The 21475-nt window shown below is 42.4% G+C and carries 18 protein-coding genes and 1 pseudogene; 1 reads left to right on the top strand and 18 read right to left on the bottom strand.

Annotated elements, in window-relative coordinates; translation table 11 throughout:
• Positions 1-6: 6 nt before the first annotated feature.
• From ACIQYG_RS03280 to pruA, 16 genes and pseudogenes are all read right to left on the bottom strand, one after another.
• Entirely contained in the window at positions 7-489 is a 483-nt protein-coding gene (locus ACIQYG_RS03280; RefSeq protein WP_402835453.1) for a DUF2975 domain-containing protein, read from the bottom strand.
• Between the two features lie 200 nt (positions 490-689).
• Complete coding sequence (locus ACIQYG_RS03285) at positions 690-3899, bottom strand: SNF2 helicase associated domain-containing protein (RefSeq protein ID WP_402835454.1); 3210 nt, start codon at positions 3897-3899, stop codon at positions 690-692.
• Between the two features lie 169 nt (positions 3900-4068).
• Complete coding sequence (locus ACIQYG_RS03290) at positions 4069-4299, bottom strand: YczF family membrane protein (RefSeq protein ID WP_402835455.1); 231 nt, start codon at positions 4297-4299, stop codon at positions 4069-4071.
• 27 nt (positions 4300-4326) lie between these two features.
• Positions 4327-5436, bottom strand: coding sequence for a GerAB/ArcD/ProY family transporter (locus ACIQYG_RS03295; protein WP_402835456.1), 1110 nt, complete (start codon positions 5434-5436; stop codon positions 4327-4329).
• Between the two features lie 21 nt (positions 5437-5457).
• Positions 5458-6684, bottom strand: coding sequence for a Ger(x)C family spore germination protein (locus tag ACIQYG_RS03300; RefSeq protein ID WP_402835457.1), 1227 nt, complete (start codon positions 6682-6684; stop codon positions 5458-5460).
• Positions 6674-8311 (bottom strand): spore germination protein, encoded by a 1638-nt coding sequence (locus ACIQYG_RS03305; RefSeq protein ID WP_402835458.1) that lies wholly within the window; start codon positions 8309-8311, stop codon positions 6674-6676. Before ACIQYG_RS03305 ends, ACIQYG_RS03300 begins: the two co-directional genes overlap by 11 nt.
• Before the next feature lie 177 nt (positions 8312-8488).
• Positions 8489-9100: a DedA family protein gene (locus ACIQYG_RS03310; RefSeq protein WP_402835459.1), complete on the bottom strand. Its 612-nt coding sequence runs from the start codon at positions 9098-9100 to the stop codon at positions 8489-8491.
• Positions 9101-9182: 82 nt separating this feature from the next.
• Positions 9183-9833, bottom strand: a complete 651-nt coding sequence (locus tag ACIQYG_RS03315; RefSeq protein ID WP_402835460.1) for a phosphatase PAP2 family protein — start codon at positions 9831-9833, stop codon at positions 9183-9185.
• A gap of 290 nt (positions 9834-10123) precedes the next feature.
• Positions 10124-11359: a cytochrome P450 gene (locus ACIQYG_RS03320; protein ID WP_402835495.1), complete on the bottom strand. Its 1236-nt coding sequence runs from the start codon at positions 11357-11359 to the stop codon at positions 10124-10126.
• A gap of 516 nt (positions 11360-11875) precedes the next feature.
• A complete protein-coding gene (locus ACIQYG_RS03325) occupies positions 11876-12055 on the bottom strand; it encodes a hypothetical protein (protein ID WP_034309467.1) in 180 nt (59 codons plus the stop codon).
• A 124-nt stretch (positions 12056-12179) separates the two neighbouring features.
• The gene (locus ACIQYG_RS03330) at positions 12180-12851 is read right to left on the bottom strand and encodes a DUF975 family protein (RefSeq protein ID WP_402835461.1); all 672 of its coding nucleotides are present in this window, start codon (positions 12849-12851) and stop codon (positions 12180-12182) included.
• Between the two features lie 380 nt (positions 12852-13231).
• Positions 13232-13476: pseudogene (locus ACIQYG_RS03335) on the bottom strand (hypothetical protein); the annotation flags it as partial.
• Positions 13477-13583: 107 nt separating this feature from the next.
• Positions 13584-13838 (bottom strand): biotin/lipoyl attachment domain-containing protein, encoded by a 255-nt coding sequence (locus tag ACIQYG_RS03340; RefSeq protein ID WP_076364404.1) that lies wholly within the window; start codon positions 13836-13838, stop codon positions 13584-13586.
• A gap of 37 nt (positions 13839-13875) precedes the next feature.
• Positions 13876-15141 carry a Glu/Leu/Phe/Val family dehydrogenase gene (locus ACIQYG_RS03345; RefSeq protein ID WP_402835462.1) on the bottom strand — a complete coding sequence of 422 codons (1266 nt, stop codon included), beginning with the start codon at positions 15139-15141 and terminating at the stop codon, positions 13876-13878.
• Between the two features lie 22 nt (positions 15142-15163).
• Positions 15164-16357, bottom strand: coding sequence for an ornithine--oxo-acid transaminase (locus ACIQYG_RS03350; protein ID WP_402835463.1), 1194 nt, complete (start codon positions 16355-16357; stop codon positions 15164-15166).
• Positions 16358-16375: 18 nt separating this feature from the next.
• Positions 16376-17923, bottom strand: coding sequence for an L-glutamate gamma-semialdehyde dehydrogenase (pruA, locus tag ACIQYG_RS03355; RefSeq protein ID WP_402835464.1), 1548 nt, complete (start codon positions 17921-17923; stop codon positions 16376-16378).
• Between the two features lie 382 nt (positions 17924-18305).
• Between pruA and ACIQYG_RS03360 the strand changes: the two genes are divergently transcribed.
• Entirely contained in the window at positions 18306-19718 is a 1413-nt protein-coding gene (locus tag ACIQYG_RS03360; RefSeq protein WP_402835465.1) for a sigma-54 interaction domain-containing protein, read from the top strand.
• A 192-nt stretch (positions 19719-19910) separates the two neighbouring features.
• Here the strand turns inward: ACIQYG_RS03360 and ACIQYG_RS03365 are convergent, their stop codons facing one another.
• Together ACIQYG_RS03365 and ACIQYG_RS03370 are read right to left on the bottom strand one after the other, a co-directional pair.
• Entirely contained in the window at positions 19911-20597 is a 687-nt protein-coding gene (locus ACIQYG_RS03365) for an FMN-dependent NADH-azoreductase (RefSeq protein ID WP_402835466.1), read from the bottom strand.
• A gap of 30 nt (positions 20598-20627) precedes the next feature.
• Entirely contained in the window at positions 20628-21473 is an 846-nt protein-coding gene (locus tag ACIQYG_RS03370; RefSeq protein WP_402835467.1) for a VOC family protein, read from the bottom strand.
• Positions 21474-21475 lie beyond the last annotated feature (2 nt).

Below are 21475 nucleotides of genomic sequence, written 5' to 3' on the forward strand. Positions count from 1 at the left end.
TTCACCTCAGACTATTAAGTCATTTTCTGATTTTATATCGATGGCTTCTTGTAAAAGCCTTTGAAGAACAGCAGCAAAGACTGCAATCACCATTGAAGCAAAAATAACGACCATTCCGATTAATATGATACCTGGGGCGTCGTCCATTTCCGCCATGAGATAAAAGAGCGGCATGCCTGCAACATACAAGCTACTTATTGTGATTGCACAATTTTTGATAGTCTTTAAAGCTCTTACAGATAATTCCGAGAAAGCTTTGTTCTTGTCAATATAGCTTAAAAGTTTAAAGGCTTGATATAGAGCAAAGTAAAAGGGTATCGCCGATGCATACATATCGATTAAAACAAGATATTTCAAATACGCCATATCCGGATATAATTCTGCTGCAAAATTCGCTATCTCAGGCACCAAGAAGATGCACAAAGCAAGAACTGGAATTCCAATAAAAATAACAGCTATCTTTAAAAAGAGTGTTGTTCCTAGTTTCATAAAAAGCACCTCACTTATTTATTGTCCATTTAATTTTAATTTACCACAGGTTTTATCGTTTTACAATAAAATATTGTTGTTTTTAATTATATTATTATTGTTACCGAAATATCCTATTCTTTTTTTAAAATAAAAAAAAGCATTCCTCACTTCAAAGGAATGCTCCATGAACCATTAATTTATCACCTTCGGCTGAACCCTTATATCATCAGGATTTCCCTGATATCCTCTTCTGTAAGTGCAGATGGCGACTTGTCTCCAGGGTCGATGATTTCTTCAATAAGATGTCTCTTTTTCTCTTGGAGTTCATTCATTTTTTCTTCGATTGTCCCACGGGCAATAAGTTTGATGACTTGAACCTCATTTTTCTGCCCCATCCGGTGGGCACGGTCCGCAGCTTGTTCTTCAACTGCCGGATTCCACCAAAGGTCATATAGAATGACTGTATCGGCACCCGTCAGATTGAGACCCGTACCGCCCGCTTTCAACGAAATGAGGAATATATCCCGTTCTCCTGCATTAAACCGATTGCAGATTTCCACACGTTCCTTTGATGGGGTTTGTCCATCCAGGTAGAAAAAGGGTTGTCCTTTCATGGTCAAATCCCTGCCGATAATTGTAAGCATTTTTGTAAATTGCGAGAAAATCAGCACCCGTCTTCCAGAATGCTTCGAATCCTCGACAATTTGCATCAGTTGTTCAAATTTTGCTGAACTTCCTTTATATCCGTCCACAAACAAGGCCGGGTGACAGCATATTTGCCGAAGCCGGGTCAAGCCTGCAAGGATCCTGATCCGGTTTTTGCGGAGGGTGTCCTTGTCCAGGTGTTTCAGCGTATCATGCCGCAGCTTGGCCAGATAGGCGCCGTATAGTTTCTTCTGATCGGGAAGCAGTTCCATCGATTCCAGCGACTCGATTTTTTCCGGTAATTCCGCTAGTACGTCTTCTTTCATTCTCCGCAGCAAAAATGGACGGATCCTGCGGGATATCTGCTTCCTTGAGAGGTTGCTATACTCCTTTAACCCCATGAATAGTTCAGGGAATACGACGTGGAAAAGGGACCACAGCTCTTCTAGTGAATTCTCGATGGGCGTACCAGTCAACGCGAAGCGATGTGCCGCTTTTATCTTCTTGGCCGCTCGTGCCGTTTGAGTCCCCGGGTTCTTAAAGGCCTGTGCCTCATCGAAAAACACCGTATGGAAGTCCTCTTTTTCAAACGACTTGATGTCTTTCCGAAGCAATGGATAAGAGGTGATCACTACATCCACGTCCTTCACTTCTTTAAGCAGCCTCGACCTTTCCATCTTGTCTCCATCCACGACGACGGCTTGTATATCAGGGGCGAATTTAGTGAATTCACTCAGCCAATTGTAGGTCAATGATGATGGGCAGACAATAAGCGCCGGAACCCTTTTCTTACGGATGTCAGGAAGTTCGGATAAAATGAACGTGATGCTTTGCAGTGTTTTCCCCAGACCCATATCATCAGCAAGAATCCCGCCAAAACCGTATTGGGCAAGCATTTTCATCCATTTGTAGCCGTTTTTTTGATAATCGCGCAAGATCGGCTCCAGACTATTTGGCACCACGAACTCCAAGGCCCCCGGATTCCTGATGTTATCCAAAAAATTCCGGAATGATTCTTCCATTGTGAATGTCTGGCTGTCATTAACGGAATCAAGAAGCTGGAGCCCTTTTACGATTGGCATGTTCAGCGTGCTTTCAAGGTCTACTTCCTGTACTGGCAGTGCATTCAGAAAACGATTGATTTCCTCGTATTCCCTTGTTTCAAGGGAAAGCAGCGATCCATTCCTTAAACGGTAGTATTTCCTTTTTTCTTCAAGCGCTGCTAAAATCTCACGTATTTGTTTATCTGGGATATCATCCATTTCAAATTTGAATTCGAGCCAATTAGTACGCTCTTTTTTTATTTTCACCTTAATTCGCGGTGCAGTATTCCCACGGGAAATCCGGTTTCTTACAGCGGTCGTGGCATAGATTTGTACAAACTTTTGGAGTTTCGGGACGATGTGGTACAAAAACTCATACTCCAGCTCTTCATTATGCAAGAAATAGCCGCCGTCCGTCTTGGCAAACTGGCTATTCTCCATCAGCTTTAGTATCTCCGCCTCCTTCTCAACATCCCTTATAACCTTGAATTCCTGTTTTTCCAAAGGGTTGATCACGATATTTTCATAATGGAATTCCAGCCCAGCAAGCAGCCTGTTTTTCACTCGATCCAAGAATAGCTTTGCAACCAGCGGGGTCTTCAAAAACAATTCGGTGATGGACCTTGCTATATGGACTTCACCGAGTCTTTTCAAACCTGGCACCACTTTGTCCAGGAATAATTCCAGCTGGTCATGATGGATTGGAATTTGATTCATCCCGGAATCCTCCATCATTTGCTTTAACTCTGAAAGGCGTTGGAAATCCCCATTTTCGAGCTGAACCAATTTCCCCTCAAATAGGACCAATGTGTATGCATTCATGACAATCATCTCGTGCAGCCTTTTAATATTCAGTCGATAACCTTTGACCTCGCTTTCGGTAAAGGCAAACTGTAAAGGAAGCGGTCCGTTTGATACACGAAAGCCATTGAATGTGAGGCCGCCATAAGCAAGCTTCACCACTGGCGCTGCTTCAAGGAGGGGGACAAGCCTTCGAAAAGAAGATGGAGGCAAAAGTAATAAGTGATCGTCCAATGTATATTCAGATTTATCCGTCATGGCGTCAACATAGACTTTTTCATCCGATATAACTGTAATGAGCTCCTGAAGCACGAAATCAATTTCATTCTGAAAACAATGCAGCACCGGGTCATATATAAATGAAGGGGCCACTTGGGCAGGCTTTCCTTCTTTAACTCGCTTCAGGAAATCCCTGACATTCGACACATTGAAAGGACCGATTTTCATTTCCAGTCCTAACATATATTGTTCCGTTCCCATCCATACTGGTTTACATGTAAATTCCGCTTCAAGCATCTTTCTTTTTTCAAAATGGCGCTGATGACCGCTTTTGCGTACAGGCTGATTATTGAAAAGGGTCATCAAGCCCTCTGACAACTTCTTATTGGCTGTAGAATCAGAACCGGTTGCATGTAGACCTTCAGGAATCGTTCCATCTCGCTGATGGTCGTAAACCGATAGCAGGACGGCTGCAATATGCTGGCAATCCCTATGGAAGGAAGCTAGGGCAGGACAGCTGCATTTCGCCTGAAATCCGCCGACTGCATCCACTTCAATCGTGACATGGAAGTCTTCCTTTCCTTTAACAGATGCTTCACAACCATCATGACTGTAGCTTTCAAATGTCACTTTATTGGCACGATGAAAAGCTTCCCCTCTTTTGAAGGAGACGGCCCCGCACATGTCCTTTATGATTTTTTGATTCAATTTGATATCCAAATTGCCGTCCTCCTCCAGGGGTTTTTTTGTTGAGTGATTTTACATTCCGCTGAAAAATAAGCTCATTTTATCATCATACTATGAAATGGGATTACAGGGGTTGTAAAAAAGCAAAAAGACAAACTCCCCATTCGGAGTTCATCTCTGTTTCAGCCGGGAATATGCAACATCATTGTTGTCCTTTCGTGTTGCCTTTCTTTTTTTTACGATAAAAGAAGCTGAACACAAGAAGTACAAGAAGAATGATGAAAAGGATAAGTTCAGCGGGGTCCTTCACCAAAAAAGGGTTAAAAGCATGTTTGATTGAATTATCCAAATCGAATCCCAATAGAATATCCATACCTAATGATATGACCACTAAAGGGATCAGAATCAAAAGCGTAATACCGAAGAATTTCATTTTTGATGAACTCCACCTTTCAGGAACTTATTTTGGTGCTGGCCTTTCTTTTTTTCGATTCTTAAAAAAGGCAATGATCAAGAGAAGCAATGGAATGATCACCTGAAATGGGAGGTGGATGTATATCGGTACGGCTCCTAGCCCTTCATGGATATGTTCCGTATAGCTGCTTGCTATTATGATGGAAATCAGTAAAATGACAAAGCCAACAGGGTATGCAAGTCTGGAGGGCTGTTTAACATTGAAAACATTCGCCGTACCCGTTACCACCACATAAGTAAATACACTTATCTTGATGAACCCGCCAATCATCAACAAAAACAAGAAGTACACATCGAGACGTTCGAGAAAGCCTGCGACCTCTATGGACTGAATGAGGGTAAGAAGAGGGTATTGCGAACGTGTCGTTAGGTCCACTCCAAGTACAGCAATATTCACAGCCATAATTATCGCGAGAAAAATACCAGCTGCCGCCATGCTACTTAACCCAATTTTTTTTAATCGCTTAGGTTCGTTCAAATAAGGAAAAATCATTAAAAAGACAATGATTTCGCCAAATGGAAAGAATATCGTTTTAGTCAAACCCATTTTGACCATCGCTGCTCCGCTGATTTCAAAAATGGGTTTTAAGTTGTTTAAATGAATCATGCCTGAAGCGACTATCAAAAGAAAGAAGGTCATTAAAAGTAAATTCTCCAGGATAAAGAATAGTTCCCCCGTCCTCGTCAATACTTCTATCCCTTTACGGACCGTATACACCACGGCTAAAATGAATGCAGCGTTCGCAACAAATAACGGAACATGAGGATAGGCAAAAGTGAGCAGTGTTTCTCCGAAATCCCTCAGCACCCTTGCAGCAAGATAGGTGAAATAAAGGATGTATAGAAAAGCTATGATCCTTCCTAGAAAATTCCCCAATATAGTTTGTACAAATTCCGTTAACAGCTGATCAGGGTAGTAATGAAAAAGGCCATAATAAATCAAAAATAATAAAAATCCGCCTATCATTGCAATAAGGATGACCAGCCAGGCAGCCTGCTTGGCTTCACCTGCAAGCGGAACCAAAAGTGCACTGCCCATTTCAAACAGGAAAATAAGGACGAACAGCTGGTAGCCGCTGATATTTGCCTTTTCCATGAGGATGCCACTTCCTTTCCATTATTGATCTTTCTTTTTTAAATTTGAAAGAAACGGCTTATTACGTAATCCGGTACGGCGAATGAAAGTTTCTGCCTGTACTTCTACTTCGAGCTTAGGAAAAGAATCATTGTCCCAATTTTGTTCCAACTTCTTCCACTCTCTAGGATGGGATTCATGCAAGATTTCACCAAATCCAAAAATATCGGATTTATTTTTTTGTGCCCGAACGATCGCATCTTCCATCTCCTTCTTCAGGTCTTTTGCTAACTTCTTTTCAATATCTATCAGAACATGCGTATCGGTTAGATTCAAAGGAACATTCGCTTCCCGGATATCCCCTTCCGCACGGACCTTTACCGATATTTTAGGTTTGCCGTTTACCATTTTTGCCCCGATGTTGGTTTTTTGGCGAATAACTGAATAGGTGACTGCGTCTTTTTTACCCTCCCAATCAAGGTTTAAATTGGTATTTTCGATTCTATCCAATACCCACATTGATCCTATTGCCTTATCACCATCAAGCCAGTCAATCAATTTGCCATCTTTAAAAACACCTATGCCTGCTGCATTAGGGTTTGCCTCAATATCCGAGGACATGGTATTCTCCATTTTATCCTCTTTACCTGTGTTTCCTCTCACGGTAAAACCGCTTATTATCGGTTCTTTTCCGGTACTAAGCAGATTCTTGATCACCTCTTGAAGATTGATGCTAATACTTTTCCCCTGGGTTTTTTCAGTGGTTTCAATCGTCTTAATGACTTTCTCGGCTGATACCTTATCGATTGCCGTTAACGTTTCGACAATATCCTTAGCTTTTACACCCCGGGCAATCACGAGCCTCGTAGTTGCCCTGAATTCCGGTGAGCGCTCAAACGCATCGAAAATATCGTTGAGGCCTTCTTCTCTTGCTAATTCCTCACCTATGACAATCAGGTTTGCATGGGCAAAATACATATCTCGTGAAATCTTGGTTGAAACGATGCTATCCAGTTCAAGCACATTATCTCCGGTTGCCCTATAAATGGAAATCGGTGGATTCGTTCCGCCGCCGCCCTGAAGAGCTCCGGCTACATTTCCTGGATTAATGGTTTGGAAAGTTCCCACTAACTTTCCTTCTTTATTTCTATCGAGTCCGACCGCCGAGACGATGGCCATTTCGTTTAACTCTGTTTTATCCCAGCAGCCTGTGGTGAATGTGGCGGCAGTCAACATCATTAAGAGCAGAATTAATCTTTTACGATTCATTGCCTTCACCTTTTTTCCCGTCAGAAGTTTTCATTCCACGCGATTCAGGAGGCAGCGGTCTTTGATTATCGCCTTCCCTGATCAGATTATTTTCATTGGTCAAAAATTGCGGCCTTTCCTTGAATGCCCATATAGGTCTTCTGAAGAATGTGTCGCCCAACCCTTTCGGATTCAGAGGGGCGAGCGGTGTCATATAAGGAACTCCAAGTGAACGCAGGCTGCATAAATGGACAATAAGGATGATAAAGGCTAAAATCATCCCATAAAAACCTAAGGTGCCGGCACAAATAATGAATCCGAACCGCACAATGCGGGCAGAAATCGCTATGGCATAAGAAGGGGTTGCAAAACTGGCAATCGCCGTGATCGAGACGATGATGACCATTGCCGGCGATACGATACCAGCCTGGACGGCCGCCTGCCCAATGACCAATGCCCCGACAATGGACATGGTCGAACCGACAGCCTTTGGCATCCTAAGACTTGCTTCCCTTAATATTTCAAAGGTCATTTCCATGAGAAGCGCTTCAACGACGGCAGGCAAAGGAACCGTTTCCCTTTGGGCTGCTACAATGACCAGCAGCTTCGTTGGAATCATTTCCTGATGAAAAGTCGTGGCCGCAACATAGACAGCCGGTCCGACTATAGAAATAATGAAAACGATGATCCGTAAAAAACGTGTGGCAGAAGCAATGTCGAAGCGATTATAGTAGTCTTCGACAGATTGGAAAAACTGTACGAATATTGCCGGGGCCACCAAGACGAAAGGCGTTCCATTAACGAATATCGCCACTCTTCCTTCCAGAAGATTTCCTGCAACCATATCCGGTCTTTCTGTATGGTTAAGGGTTGGGAATGGGGTCATGACCTGGTCTTCTATCAATTGTTCAATATATCCTGATTCAAGAATGCTATCGATGTTAATTCGATTTAAGCGCTTCTTGACCTCCTCGACGATCCCTTCCTTAACGATCCCATTTATATACATGATGGATACGTCCGTTTTTGTCACCGTGCCTATTTTCATCGACTCTATCCATAAATCCGGGGTATTGATGATCCGGCGTAACATGGCGATGTTCGTTCCATTCGATTCCGTAAACCCTTCCCTAGATCCCCGGACAGTCAAATGCGTGCTTGGCTCCTGAATCGAGCGCTTCTCTCCTCCTCTTGTACTGGCAACCAGGGCGACGTTTACTCCATCAACAAAAATGATGCTGTCCCCTGATAATAATGTCAAAAATAGCTTTTCCCAGTCCGTGACCCTTTCTACGCCACCGAGGGAAACTACGTCCTCAGAGATAATTTCCAATGCTTCCAGTGGAAGTATGTTTTTTGACAGGTGAGGATTTTTCATGATTGATTCAATTATAAAGTCCGTAACGCTAGGATTATCAATCAGACCCTGCACATACAAAATAGTTGTTTTTATCTCCGGGTTTTGCCCGATTTTCAACGTTCGGATAATGATGTCGGGACTTTTTCCCGTCTTTTTCTTCACGATTTCCAGATTGGCAGAAAGGGAACTTTCAATATAATCAGGCGTTTTGCTTTTGGATTGACTTTCATCTTCCTTTTTCTTTTCACGTTGCTTCACTTGTCTCTTTTGTTTGAAAAAAGAAGCCATATTCCGAACCTCATTCCTTTTTCGTTTCACTCATTTTGTCCAAAGCATTCCCCCTTTATTCTAGGCTCATCCTTCTTCCTCCAATAAGAAAAAGGCTGTCGCAATGACAGCCTTTAAAGGTCATATTCGGTTAGGGAATGAATGCCGATGATACCGGCCCAATCAACTAAACTGAGATTATACTTTGCCTTTATTCCTTCTAAAAATCAAAACAACGAAAGCGATCAATAGCAAGGCCAGTATCGCATATACGATGTTTGAATAAATGTCCATGTACCCTACAATATCTTCCCACGAAGAGCCAACAGCTGCCCCGATATTCACCAAGATGATGTTCCAGATTAATGTTCCGGATGTTGTGTAAAGCAGGAAGAGCCAAAAGCTCATATGGGACATCCCTGCTGGAATCGAGATCAAGCTTCTGATCAGCGGAACCAGCCTACAGAAAAACACGGTCCATGACCCGTATTTGTCAAACCATGAGTTTGCCTTATGAACGTCCGATACCGTTAACCGAAGAATATGGCCCCATCTTTCCACGAACTTTTCAATGACCTTCACATCAAGAAGTAAACCAATTCCATAAAGGACGACTGCTCCTGCCACTGACCCTATAGTCGCAGCAATCACGACGCCGATAACCGTCATATCCGCTTTTGTCGTCATGTAACCGCCAAAAGTAAGAATGACCTCAGACGGGATCGGCGGGAAAATATTTTCCAATGCTATTAATAGAAAGATTCCCATATACCCAAAATCATTCATGAATTCCGTAATCCAGTTTTCCATTTAATACGCTCCTAACTTTCTTGAATCAACAGCTGGCTTGTACCTGCCGGCTGCTTATCTTGCAATAACCTTGCTCCCTTCATTAACGATCTTTGTTCTTCCGCCGGTCTAGATACCTTTGGAAAAACCAAATGGAAATCGCAATCCAACAACCACCCGCCAGATATCCGGCAATGATATCACTAGGATAATGGACCCCCAAGTATATTCGGCTAATACCTATCGAGAGGATCATCATCATGCTGAACAGAATCAATAGGATCCTTGCCCACCTGGCCGTAATGTGACGCCATAGCAGAAATGTAAGAATACCGTATAAAGAAAATGCATTCATGGCATGTCCACTAGGGAAACTGTATCCCCCTATTTCGATGAGTCGATGTAAATCGGGCCGGGCGCGTTGAAAGAATAACTTAACCATCAAATTTAGAAGAGGTGAACCCACCATGACTGCAGTGAATAAGACTAGTTCCAAACGATGCTTCAAAACCCTATATAAGAAAAGCAAAATGACCAAGGAAAGGACGATCAGGGAAGCGGTTGAACCTATGTAGGTAAAGAACTTCATGATGTCCGTCAGCAGAGGGGACTCCCATCCCTGCACCAAGGAAATCACATCTTCATCAAACTTCAGGTATTCATTTGCACTTATGGTAAATGCCATGAAACTGAACCCGATTAAAGAAAGTACACTTATTATAAAGGCAATGGTTAATTGCTGCTTTAATTTCATAATAACATCCTTTCACTGATTAAAACTGTTTCATCTGGAAATTTCTATTTTATCATATCTTCTTCATTGCATGGTGGGTGTAATTGCTTCATCGCCGCCAACCTAATCCGGGGAACATGCCTGGGCACAAAAATTTTCTACTTTACCATACTACTCTATTCGTCATTGTCACCTCAACTTCAGGTTACTATAAGATTTCCTTTCGAACGTTTCAAGGAGTGCAGGAACATATTCGTCCCTACTAAAAAGAAAAAAACCTTATGCAGGTTAGGGCACAAGGTTTTTTCTTTTTAAATACGGCTTGCCTTAAGCGGCAGTGATGTCAAAGTTTGCCCGGTCGCTGAATCGGTAAGATTCTCTTCTAACTGGAACGATGGCACCGCTTCAATATGCTTGAATTTCTTCAGGAATGCAGTAAGCGCAATCTTTGCTTCCAGCCTAGCTAGCGGCGCTCCCAGGCAGAAATGGGGGCCATTTCCAAAGGTTAGATGTTTCTTATTATTAGGGCGGTGGATATTAAGGGTGAAGGCGTCTTCAAACATCTCTTCGTCCAAATTGGCTGCACTCATCCAAACAACCACGTTATCCCCTTCTTTCAATTCCACTCCCAATAGATCGTTATCTTTCTTTACGGTGCGATCCAATTTAATAAGATTGAATCGGAAACGGAGCATTTCTTCGACCGCCTGCGGAACTAAATCCAGGTTTTCATGTAACTCTTGATAAACTTCTTTGTCATCATATAGCAGGGAATAAAAGCTATTGGCCAATAAATGACTTGTTGTCTCGACTCCTGCCCCTAAAATCAGCATGGTCGTCCGGACAACCTCATCATCCGTAAACATTTCCCCATCCACTTCAGACTTCAATAGATCTGAGATGATATCATCCGCCGGGTTCAATCGTTTTTGCACAACAATCGGATACAAATACTGATAGTATTCTTTTGCTGCCACTTGCTTCAATTTATCTACTTCTTCTTGCTTTTCTCTATCAAAAGGGAGGAATAAGGTATCCACCCACTTCTTAAACAATAAACGATCTTTCGAGGGAACACCCATCAAATCCGCCATGACAATGATTGGAAGCGGACTCGCCAATGATTCCACAATATCGATTTCCGTTTCCTCATCCATTTCCCCAATCAATTCATCTGCAATTTCCTGAATGCGAGGTTCCCAGTTTTGAAGACTTCTAGGTGTAAATGCAGCGGCCAGCAATGAACGGCGTTTTCTATGCTCAGGCGGATCCGATTCAGTGATTTGGATCTTTTCAGGCACAGAACCTTCATCACTATCCGTTCCAACCGATATCGTAGTCCGGTTACGAACACTCGAAAAATGTTTATAATCACTGAGAACCCGCTTCACATCTTCATATTTAAAAACATTCCACGTATCCGTTCCTTCGTGATAACTCACGGGGTCATTTTCTAACATCCTTTTACACCAAGCGTACGGACTAAATTCCTCCGTCCGGGTTTTAAACCTAGTAATTTCTTTTACTGCAATAACTTCTTTCATGATACCGACTCCTCCCACTTCTCAAAAGTTACCTAACAAAAGTACCGAATGTTCAGCATCTTCCATCCGTCGATTTGTTATAGGGTCGAGACATTTTCACAAAATCCTTAAATACACATCTATTCCATTATAGGGTAAAATACAGTATCAAACCATGCATCTTCCATACCAGCGGCCTTACATGAAATTTGCCCCACAATCCCAACACCCTTATGTAAAACTGCTTATTTTGGACAATTCCCTTTCTTTTTCTATTTTTTTATGTCTCTCAATTGATGCTAAAATCCAATCCTCTTTTTCAAATTCGGAGACAGCACTTTTTACTAAGTTATTTCAATATAGATTATTTTTATAATTACCGGAGTTTGAACCGGAATGCCTCCACTGCATAGAAAACGGCTGCACATCCAGCCGTCCAGTTTGTTAAACCCTTACTGGAATGTTTTTCAAATAAAAAAACTGCAGGCAAACTCGCTTTTCTTCGAGTTTACCTGCAGCTTGAACGGCTGCATGCTGCGGTCAATTTTTGCCCCTTTTAATCAGTTCATGCAAATCATCCATTTTCTTTTCCATGATATCCAGTCTGGTTTTACGGTGCTTGATGGAACGGAAAAGGGATACGGTCCCAACGATGATCAGGATTAGAAATAAAAGGCAAAACAATTGGTATACCAGATCCGCAATATTATACCCACTCACTATGTAATCCCCCTAAATCGCATTCTCAATATTCTATTATACACCACGCAAAATGAACAATTTAACCCTTTTAAGGGGAATCGGGAATAAAAAAACCGATAGCCATTTGCTATCGGTTGATCATTTAAGCCTCTATTTGTTGATCGTCATCTTGAGGCACAATCAATTCGTCATAGAATGCTGCCATTGTTGTTCCTGCATAAGGAATCAACCATAGTAAACCAATTCCCAGCGTGAACATGCAAAGGATGCCCCACCCGATGAAGCTTAGGTGCATAAGGAAATACTTCCATTTCAAGCCCTTCATTCTTTTTTTGCTCTCTGTAATGGCTTCAAGCACCGTGTATTCAGGATGATCCTTCAATAAGAAAAATAACTGCGAATAGGCGATGGCTTTGATGATACCCGGAATGATTAATAATAATGACCATAAAAAAATGAAAATAGCTTGTAAGATGGATGCCCCAATAAGCTTGAAAGAGGTTTTTCCATCTTTATAGATGGCGAACACTTCTGGAATGCCAGGATTTCCATCCCTAACTAAATTCAGGTAGAACCAAGTGGTTGAAATGGTAAGCGGGATCAAGGCAATGGAAAAGACCATGCTGAAGATATCAGACCATAACGGTGTTTCCTCCTGCATGAACCATTGTGAAAACCCACCGCTTCCGATCACTTCGACAATTAAAGGAAAAATGAGGTTGATCAAGAACAACAGCAACATAAGCGAAACAGTTACTCCCCATTTACCTCCCAATGACTGAAGGGCTTTCTTCTTTAATTCTGAGATTCTCATACTCTGATTTAACTCCTCTCTTTTAAACGGCGGAATTCTGAATGTTTCCTTTTCATTGTAAATATGGATAGATTCAGAAAAACCACAATTTATTTGATGTCTAAATCTCAATTTATATTTTAACATAATAGCTTCTAGTCGTGGGCTTAAATTCCTAGAAAGCACACACGGATAGAGTCAAGCGGTTGAACCGGTTTCGAGCAGCCACGATCAACTCCTCTCTTGCCCTTGGTACACTGGCTTGCTTGTTCCATAACAGTTTATGAAAGGGAATAAGACAATATGCCCTTCCAAATCAAAAATCCTTCGCGAAATCATAGTCTGTCAAGACGTACGGCCAGCGAAGGCGCATGTATTTATCTTGGTTAAAAGTCCTAACGTTAATCTAGTTCTTTTTTCCTTTTCCCTGATAGACCGGGCCACTCATTTAATCTATCCCAAAACTTTCGAACAGATTGGATAAAAATGTTAACACCGCATTCCAGGCATCTTCGTCAAAAGTAAAACGCGGAAGATGGTGGGGATGGGTTATTCCCTTTTCTTTATTCCCAGCTCCTATCAAGAAATAATTGCTGGGTGCCTTCTGCCGGAAAGCCGTAAAGTCCTCACCGCCAGCGTTTTTTCTTTTCAAACTTTTTAACTGGCTTTGTCATCACCATATGATCACAACAAAAAAAAGAGCATCCCAAAGCAGAATTCGCTTCCGCCTTTGGAATACCCTCTTTCCTATAATCAATCAGAGCCAGTTATAACAAAATCGTCTTGGAGCAAAGCTAAAGGAAGCTTTCTATTTATAGGATCCCCTGCCGAAACATTAATTTCAGTAATGTGACCGCTGGCACCTATTGAAACATCAATCAATTTCCCATCCTCCGTTTTCACTAAAAAGAGCCTCTCCCATTCATAAACATAGGAATTCTTTTGAACGTAAACTTGTTCGACGGTCCCATCCTGAGCACACTCGATGGTATGAATCGGTTTTAACACGGAATCACTCCTCCACTCTCCATTATTTGACTAAAGCTTATACCCAGCCACGGAATATCGAGGCTTCTGCCATTTTTCTGACACCCACCATATACGCTGCCAGCCTCATATCCACTTTTCTTGTCTCGGACATTTCATATACTTGATTGAATGAATTGACCAATAACTCTTTTAATTTGGTTTGGACTTCTGCATCTTCCCAATAATAACCTTGATTATTTTGAACCCATTCGAAGTAAGAAACTGTCACACCGCCTGAACTTGCCAATACATCGGGTACGAGAAGCACATTGCGTTCCGTCAAGATCTTGGTTGCCTCCAAAGTGGTAGGTCCATTCGCTGCCTCAACGACAATTTGGGCTTTGATAAGATGTGCATTTTCTTTGGTGATTTGATTGGAAATGGCAGCAGGCACTAAAATATCACAATCTTGTTCCAGAAGTTCCTGATTGGTGATTGTATGATCGAATAGTGTCGTTACCGTTCCAAAGCTATCCCTTTTATCAAGTAAGTAATCGATATCCAGACCATCCGGTTTATAGATGGCACCATATGCGTCCGATATACCAATCACTTTCGCACCTGCATCATGCATGAATTTGGCCAAAAAGCTTCCTGCGTTCCCAAACCCTTGGACGATGATGCGTGCACCTTTCAATTCTATGCCCTTACGCTTTGCCGCTTCTTCGATACAGATGGTGACACCTTGTGCTGTCGCCTTTTCCCTGCCGTGTGAACCGCCCAGTACAAGTGGCTTACCTGTAATGAAGCCAGGAGAATCGTGTTCTCTTATTCTACTGTACTCGTCCATCATCCATGCCATGATTTGTGAATTCGTATAAACATCCGGGGCCGGAATGTCTTTCGTCGGCCCCACTATTTGACTGATTGCCCGAACGTATCCACGGCTAAGCCTTTCCAATTCACCGATGGACATTTGGCGCGGATCACAGATGATGCCGCCTTTTCCTCCGCCATATGGCAGATTCACGATTCCGCATTTCAAACTCATCCACATTGAAAGTGCCTTGACTTCTTCCTCATCGACTTCAGGATGAAAACGGATTCCGCCTTTCGTCGGACCGACAGCATCGTTGTGCTGGGCACGGTATCCAGTGAAAATCTTCGTCGAATTGTCATCCATCTTAATTGGAATCCGGACGGTCAGCATCCGAAGAGGTTCCTTCAAAAGCTCGAACACTTCTTCAGAATAGCCAAGCTTATCCAGCGCCTCCTTGATTACGACCTGTGTTGAATCAAGTAAGCTGGCAGTTTCTTTTTCTTCTTTGATCGTTGTACTCAATGGAATTCACCTCATAGGTATATTAGGATAAAACTCTTTTTATGCGTTCGATTGCCCAATCCAAGTCTTCTTTTGTAATGACTAATGGCGGAGCAAAGCGGATAACTGTATCATGTGTTTCTTTACAAAGCAGTTTTTCTTCTTTAAGCTGCTCACAATAAGGTCTTGCCGCTTCTGTTAATTCGACTCCGATGAATAAGCCTCGGCCGCGGATATCTTTAATCATTGGGTTCTTGATTTCTTTTAAACTATCCATAAAGTATTGTCCAAGCTCCAATGAACGTTCCGCAAGCTTCTCTTCTTCAAGGACTTCCAATGAAGCGATGGAAACCGCACATGCCAACGGATTGCCGCCGAATGTGGAACCATGGGAACCAGGATTGAATACGCCAAGGATTTCACGGTTTGCAGCTACGCAAGAGATCGGGAAAACCCCGCCGCCCAGCGCCTTACCTAAAATGTACATATCCGGAACTACTCCATCCCAGTCAGAGGCGAACATTTTTCCTGAACGTCCAAGTCCTGACTGAATTTCATCGGAAACGAATAGGACATTATTTTCTTTACATAAGTCGTAAGCTTCTTTTAAGAATCCTTGTGGCGGTATGATGATTCCCGCTTCACCTTGAATCGGTTCGATTAAAAATCCAGCCGTTTGCGGTGTAATCGCTTCTTTCAATGCATCTAGATCGCCGTAAGGGATAAGCTTGATCCCTGGCAGCATCGGTCCAAAGCCCCTTCTATATTCCTCATCGGATGACAAGGACACCGCTGCCATCGTACGGCCATGGAAGTTTCCGATACATGCAATGATTTCAGCTTGGTTTTCTGCGATTCCCTTAACATCATAGCCCCAGCGTCTAACAGCTTTGATTGCTGTTTCAACGGCTTCAGCACCTGTATTCATTGGCAGTGCCATGTCTTTTTGCGTAATGCGTGAAACCATTTCATACCATGGTCCTAATTTATCACTATGGAATGCACGGGACGTTAATGTTACGCGATCAGCTTGTTTTTTTAATTCGTCGATGATTTTCGGATGCCTGTGGCCTTGGTTCACTGCTGAATAGGCACTAAGCATATCCATATATTTGTTGCCTTCAGGATCTTCCACCCAAACTCCTTCTGCCTTCGCAATGACGATTGGAAGTGGATTATAATTGTTTGCACCATATTGTTCTGTTTGCTCGATTAATTTTTCCGTTAAAGTTGTCATGTTGATTCCCCCTAAAATTTATAGCGTTTCCGATGTTGTTTTTCCTTGAAGGTGAAGAACTAAATAATCAGGACCGCCCGCTTTTGAATCTGTACCTGACATATTGAATCCGCCAAATGGCTGGTAACCTACAATGGCACCAGTACAGCCGCGATTGAAGTACAAGTTACCTACGTGGAAATCCTCACGCGCTTGTTCGATATGTTCAATGTTGTTCGAGATGACCGCACCCGTTAATCCATAATCCGTGTTATTGGCAATCTCGATTGCATGATTGAAATCTTTTGCCTTACAGAATGCAACCACCGGTCCGAAAATCTCTTCATTCATGACACGTGCGTTCTCATCCACATCGGCAATGATAGTTGGCTGGATGAAGAAACCTTTTGAATTGTCTCCTTCTCCACCTGCAACAATTTTCCCTTCTTCTTTACCGATTTCAACGTAGCTCATGACTTTGTCGTAAGCTGCTTGATCGATGACAGGACCCATGAAGTTGTTTACATCCGTTGGTTCCCCGATTGTTTTTTCTTTCGTTAATTCAATGGCACGATTCAAGACTTGTTCATATACATCTTCCACTATGACGGCACGTGAACAAGCAGAACATTTTTGACCGGAGAATCCGAATGCAGAAGCGACGATTGATTGTGCCGCCAATTCCAGATCAGCCTCTTTATCAACAACGATCGTATCTTTACCGCCCATTTCAGCGATGACACGTTTTAACCAGATTTGGCCTTCCTGAACTTTTGACGCACGCTCATAAATACGGATACCGACATCACGAGATCCCGTGAAGCTGATGAAACGTGTACGAGGATGATCTACCAAGTAATCTCCTACTTCGGCACCGCTTCCTGGAATGAAGTTCACAACTCCTGCAGGCAAGCCCGCTTCTTCCAACACTTCGATGAATTTAGCTGCAATGATAGGTGTTGTACTGGCCGGTTTCAATAAAACTGTATTACCTGAAACGAGAGCAGCCGTCGTCATGCCTGCCATGATCGCAAATGGGAAGTTCCAAGGTGAGATGATGACACCGACACCAAGTGGAATATAATTGAAAGCATTGTGTTCAATCGGACGGCTTTCCACTGGCATGCCGTCTTTAAGCTTCAGCATTTGACGTGCATAGTATTCCATGAAGTCGATCGCTTCCGCTGTATCTGCATCCGCTTCATTCCAAGGCTTTCCTGCTTCTTTAACCAATAGAGCCGAGAAATAGTGTTTTCTTCTGCGAACGATCGCTGCAGCCCTGAATAAAATGTTTGCACGCACTTCCGCTTTCGTTTTTCTCCAAGTTTGGAATGTCTTATCTGCCGCTTGCATCGCTTGCTCAGCAAGATCTTTATTCGCTTTGGATACGGTTCCAATAACTTCTTCTTTATTTGCTGGGTTTACAGAGGTAATGACTTCATCAGTAAACACTTTTTCGCCATTAATGATCAGCGGATATTTCTTCCCTAGATCATTAGCTACATCATTCAATGCCGCTTGAAAAGCTTTTTTGTTTTCTTCGATTTTAAAATTAGTAAATGGTTCGTGTTTATATGGTTGGACCATTATGTCTCATCTCCCTAAAGTTTATGTTTTTACTTCTCCCTTATTAATCAAGCAAGTTCCGTGCCAACTTTTCATTTTTTCGAAAAAATAATGTTTTTTCTTTAAAAATGCAATGAAATTCAGCACTTTAAGGGGGAAATTGACATAGTATGCCATTTTTTTTTGCTCTAATCCCTATTTTTGTCGCTAAAACCTTACACTTTTTATTAATGCAAATTTCATGCCAACTAGAAAAAACATAAAAAACAGCGTTTTTACACTTTTTTCGCAAAATATTTTTGCACTTCCATGCAAAATAATCTTGCTGTGCAAATTTTATTTGCGCCTTTGCTTCAATTCCTCTACAATAGCCCTAAGAAAAGAAGAAAAACGGGAGGCATTCATGAATTTAGATCAAATCATTAAAATAGATGGTTTCCAATCCATCCTCTATTCGCTTGTGGATGTAATCGATACAGGGATACATATAATCGATATAAAAGGGCGGACCATTGTATATAACAAGAAAATGGCAGAAATTGAAGGAATGGATTCAGAAGAAGTGTTAGGGAAGAAGATTCACGAAATCTTTAAATTCAAGGAAGAAACGGAAAGTACATTAATAAGGGCACTTCATTCGGGTAAGACAACCGAGAACTCGAAGCAGACCTACTTCAATAATCTTGGTCAGGAAATTACAACAATCAATAATACGTTTCCGATTTTGGATCAAAAGCAAAATATCATCGGAGCAATTGAAGTGGCAAAGGATATAACGAATCTGGAAAGAATCATTAAAGATAACATCTTAAATAAGGGCGATACCAAATATACGTTTGACAGCATCATCGGAACGAGTGAAAATTTCCTGGAAGTCATAGAAAAGAGCAAGCGCTCGACCAGAACGGCATCCTCCATCCTCATCGTTGGGGAAACGGGCACCGGAAAAGAGCTCTTCGCCCAAAGCATCCATAATGGCAGCAGCCGTTCGACACATCCTTTCATCAGCCAAAACTGTGCTGCCCTGCCAGATAGTCTAATTGAAGGAATACTCTTCGGCACAAAGAAAGGCGCCTTCACCGGATCGATTGAAAGGCCTGGATTATTCGAACAGGCACAGGGCGGTACCATCCTGCTAGATGAAATCAACTCATTAAATCCGAACATGCAAGCGAAATTATTACGGGCCCTTCAAGAAAGGACGATTCGCCGTGTTGGGGATACAAAGGATAAAAAAATTGACGTTAGGGTCATTGCAACGATAAATGAAGATCCGATAGATGCCATTTCAAATGATCATTTACGAAAGGATTTATACTACCGATTAAGTGTCGTTTCGTTATTCATCCCGCCGCTTCGTGAACGGAAAGAGGATATTCCTTTGCTGGCGCAATCCTTCATCGAGAAATTCAATGCGCTGTTCGAATTGAATATAGAAGGGATCAGCGAAGAGGTCTACTCGCTTTTTTATGATTACGACTGGCCCGGGAACGTAAGGGAACTTGAACATATCATTGAGGGTGCCATGAATTTAATGGAACCTGGCGATACAAAGATTGCCATCGTCCACCTTCCGGCTCTATTTAGGAAGAAAGCCCATTTGGAAGACATTCATCCCGAAAGAAAAGAGACTCATGCAAATGGGGATTTACAGGAGTCGACCTTATCTCTTGATGACTATATCGCCAATACTGAAAAGCAATACTTGGAGAAGATATTGAAGGAACATGGCATGAATATCTCCCAAGCAGCCAAGGCCCTGAATATTAGCCGCCAAAGTCTTCAATACCGTTTGAAAAAGTATCAGGTTAAATAGCACAAAGAAGGCCCCCATTACATGGAGGGCCTTCAGTTTAGCGGCGGAAAGGGAGGGGCTTTCTGAAATCTACTGGAACGTTTTTCAAATAAAAAAACTGCAGGCAAACTCACTTTCTACGAATTTGTCTACAGTCTGAAGGCCCCCATGATAATGAGAGCCTTTTTTGCTTCTATTCATTTCACTTCGCCATCAGAATGCTTCAGCGGCTTTCGCAACGTTTTCCAAACCATCCGCGATGATTTTTTGTGTCCGGTCCGGATACTGATTATGGCCTTCAATGACCACGGTCTCTGGATTGTTGATTCCCCATAGGCCAATGATATTTTTCACTAAATTCACGGCCATTTCAGCAGAAGCCATTCCTTCTAATGCATAATCAGAACCGCGGGCATTCAATAGCATGACTTTTTTATCCCCAGCATACCCGACAGGACCTTCCGCCGTATAATTGAACATTTTACCTGCTTGTGCCAAATATGAAAGATATGTGATTAACGGTGCAGGAACCGTTGAGTTCCATAGAGGGAAAGCGAATACCACTTTATCCATGGCCAGGAATTGATTTAAATATTGGTCAACCAGTTTGGCCGCATTTTCCTCTTCAGCTGTCAGTTCAAGACCTTGGTTGCGTTTATAAAGCCCGGTAATCGCAGTATTTCCATAGTAAGGAAGTTCTTCTTTAAATAAATCCAGCTCAGTCACTTCATCCGCACGGTGTGTCTCTTTATATGTTTGCAAGAATGTGTCATACATTTTCGAGCTGATTGCCTGTTCTGCAGGACGATCGTTCACTTTTACGAATAATACTTTTGTCATTTTCCCATTCTCCTCTGCCGCGGTTTCTTTATTTCCAAATAATCTGCTTAAGAATCCCATTATCCTCTCACCATTGCTTTCTCTTATAATTTAGACGACTAAATGAATCTCATTGCCTGATGGATCTGTTACGGCGAAAAACCGTTCTTTTTCCGTGACTGCAGCCCCGATTCCTTTCAGTTGTTCCGTTACTTTGTTTCTCGCTTCTTCATCTGCAAAAACGAGTGTAAACCAGTTTAGCCCTACACTATTTTCCTTCGGGGCAGGGGCGCCAACGCCATTCCAAGTGTTCAATCCGATGTGATGGTGATATCCGCCGGTTGAAGTAAAGAGCGCTCCTCCATATCGATTCACGACGGTAAACCCAAGACCTTGCATGTAAAACTCCTCCGTTTTACGTAAATCCGCTACATGCAGATGTATATGCCCCATTAAAGTACCTGCAGGCAGTTTGCTCCACTCACCATCGCTTTCTTTCAGCAGGTCATTCCCATCCAACGGATCCGTGCCCATTTCGACCTCCCCACCGGCCCATCTCCAATCAGTTGATGGCCGGTCAGAGTATACTTCGATGCCATTTCCATCCGGATCGGTAATGTATAGCGCTTCACTCACTTTATGATCCGCCGCTCCAAATGGATATTTCGTTTGAAGTAAATGGCGTAAAAAAATCGATAAGTCGGCACGGCTTGGCAGCAACAGGGCAAAGTGATATAAGCCTGTCGTCCGCCCTTCTTTCGGAATCACATCCGCAGGCTGCTCAAGAGTCAGCAACGGGGTTTTTCCGTCTGTCGTCAAAACAGCTTGCCGGTCCGTTTTCTTCAATACTTGAAGACCGATGATTTCTTGATAAAACAGAATGGCCTTATTCAAATCCAAAACATTTATACTGACTTCGCCAACAAAAGTAATTGGTTTTTGATGAAAATTTTCCATAT

The organism is Peribacillus sp. NPDC096622 (genome assembly GCF_044762665.1).
Classification (GTDB): Bacteria; Bacillota; Bacilli; order Bacillales; family DSM-1321; genus Peribacillus; species Peribacillus frigoritolerans_B.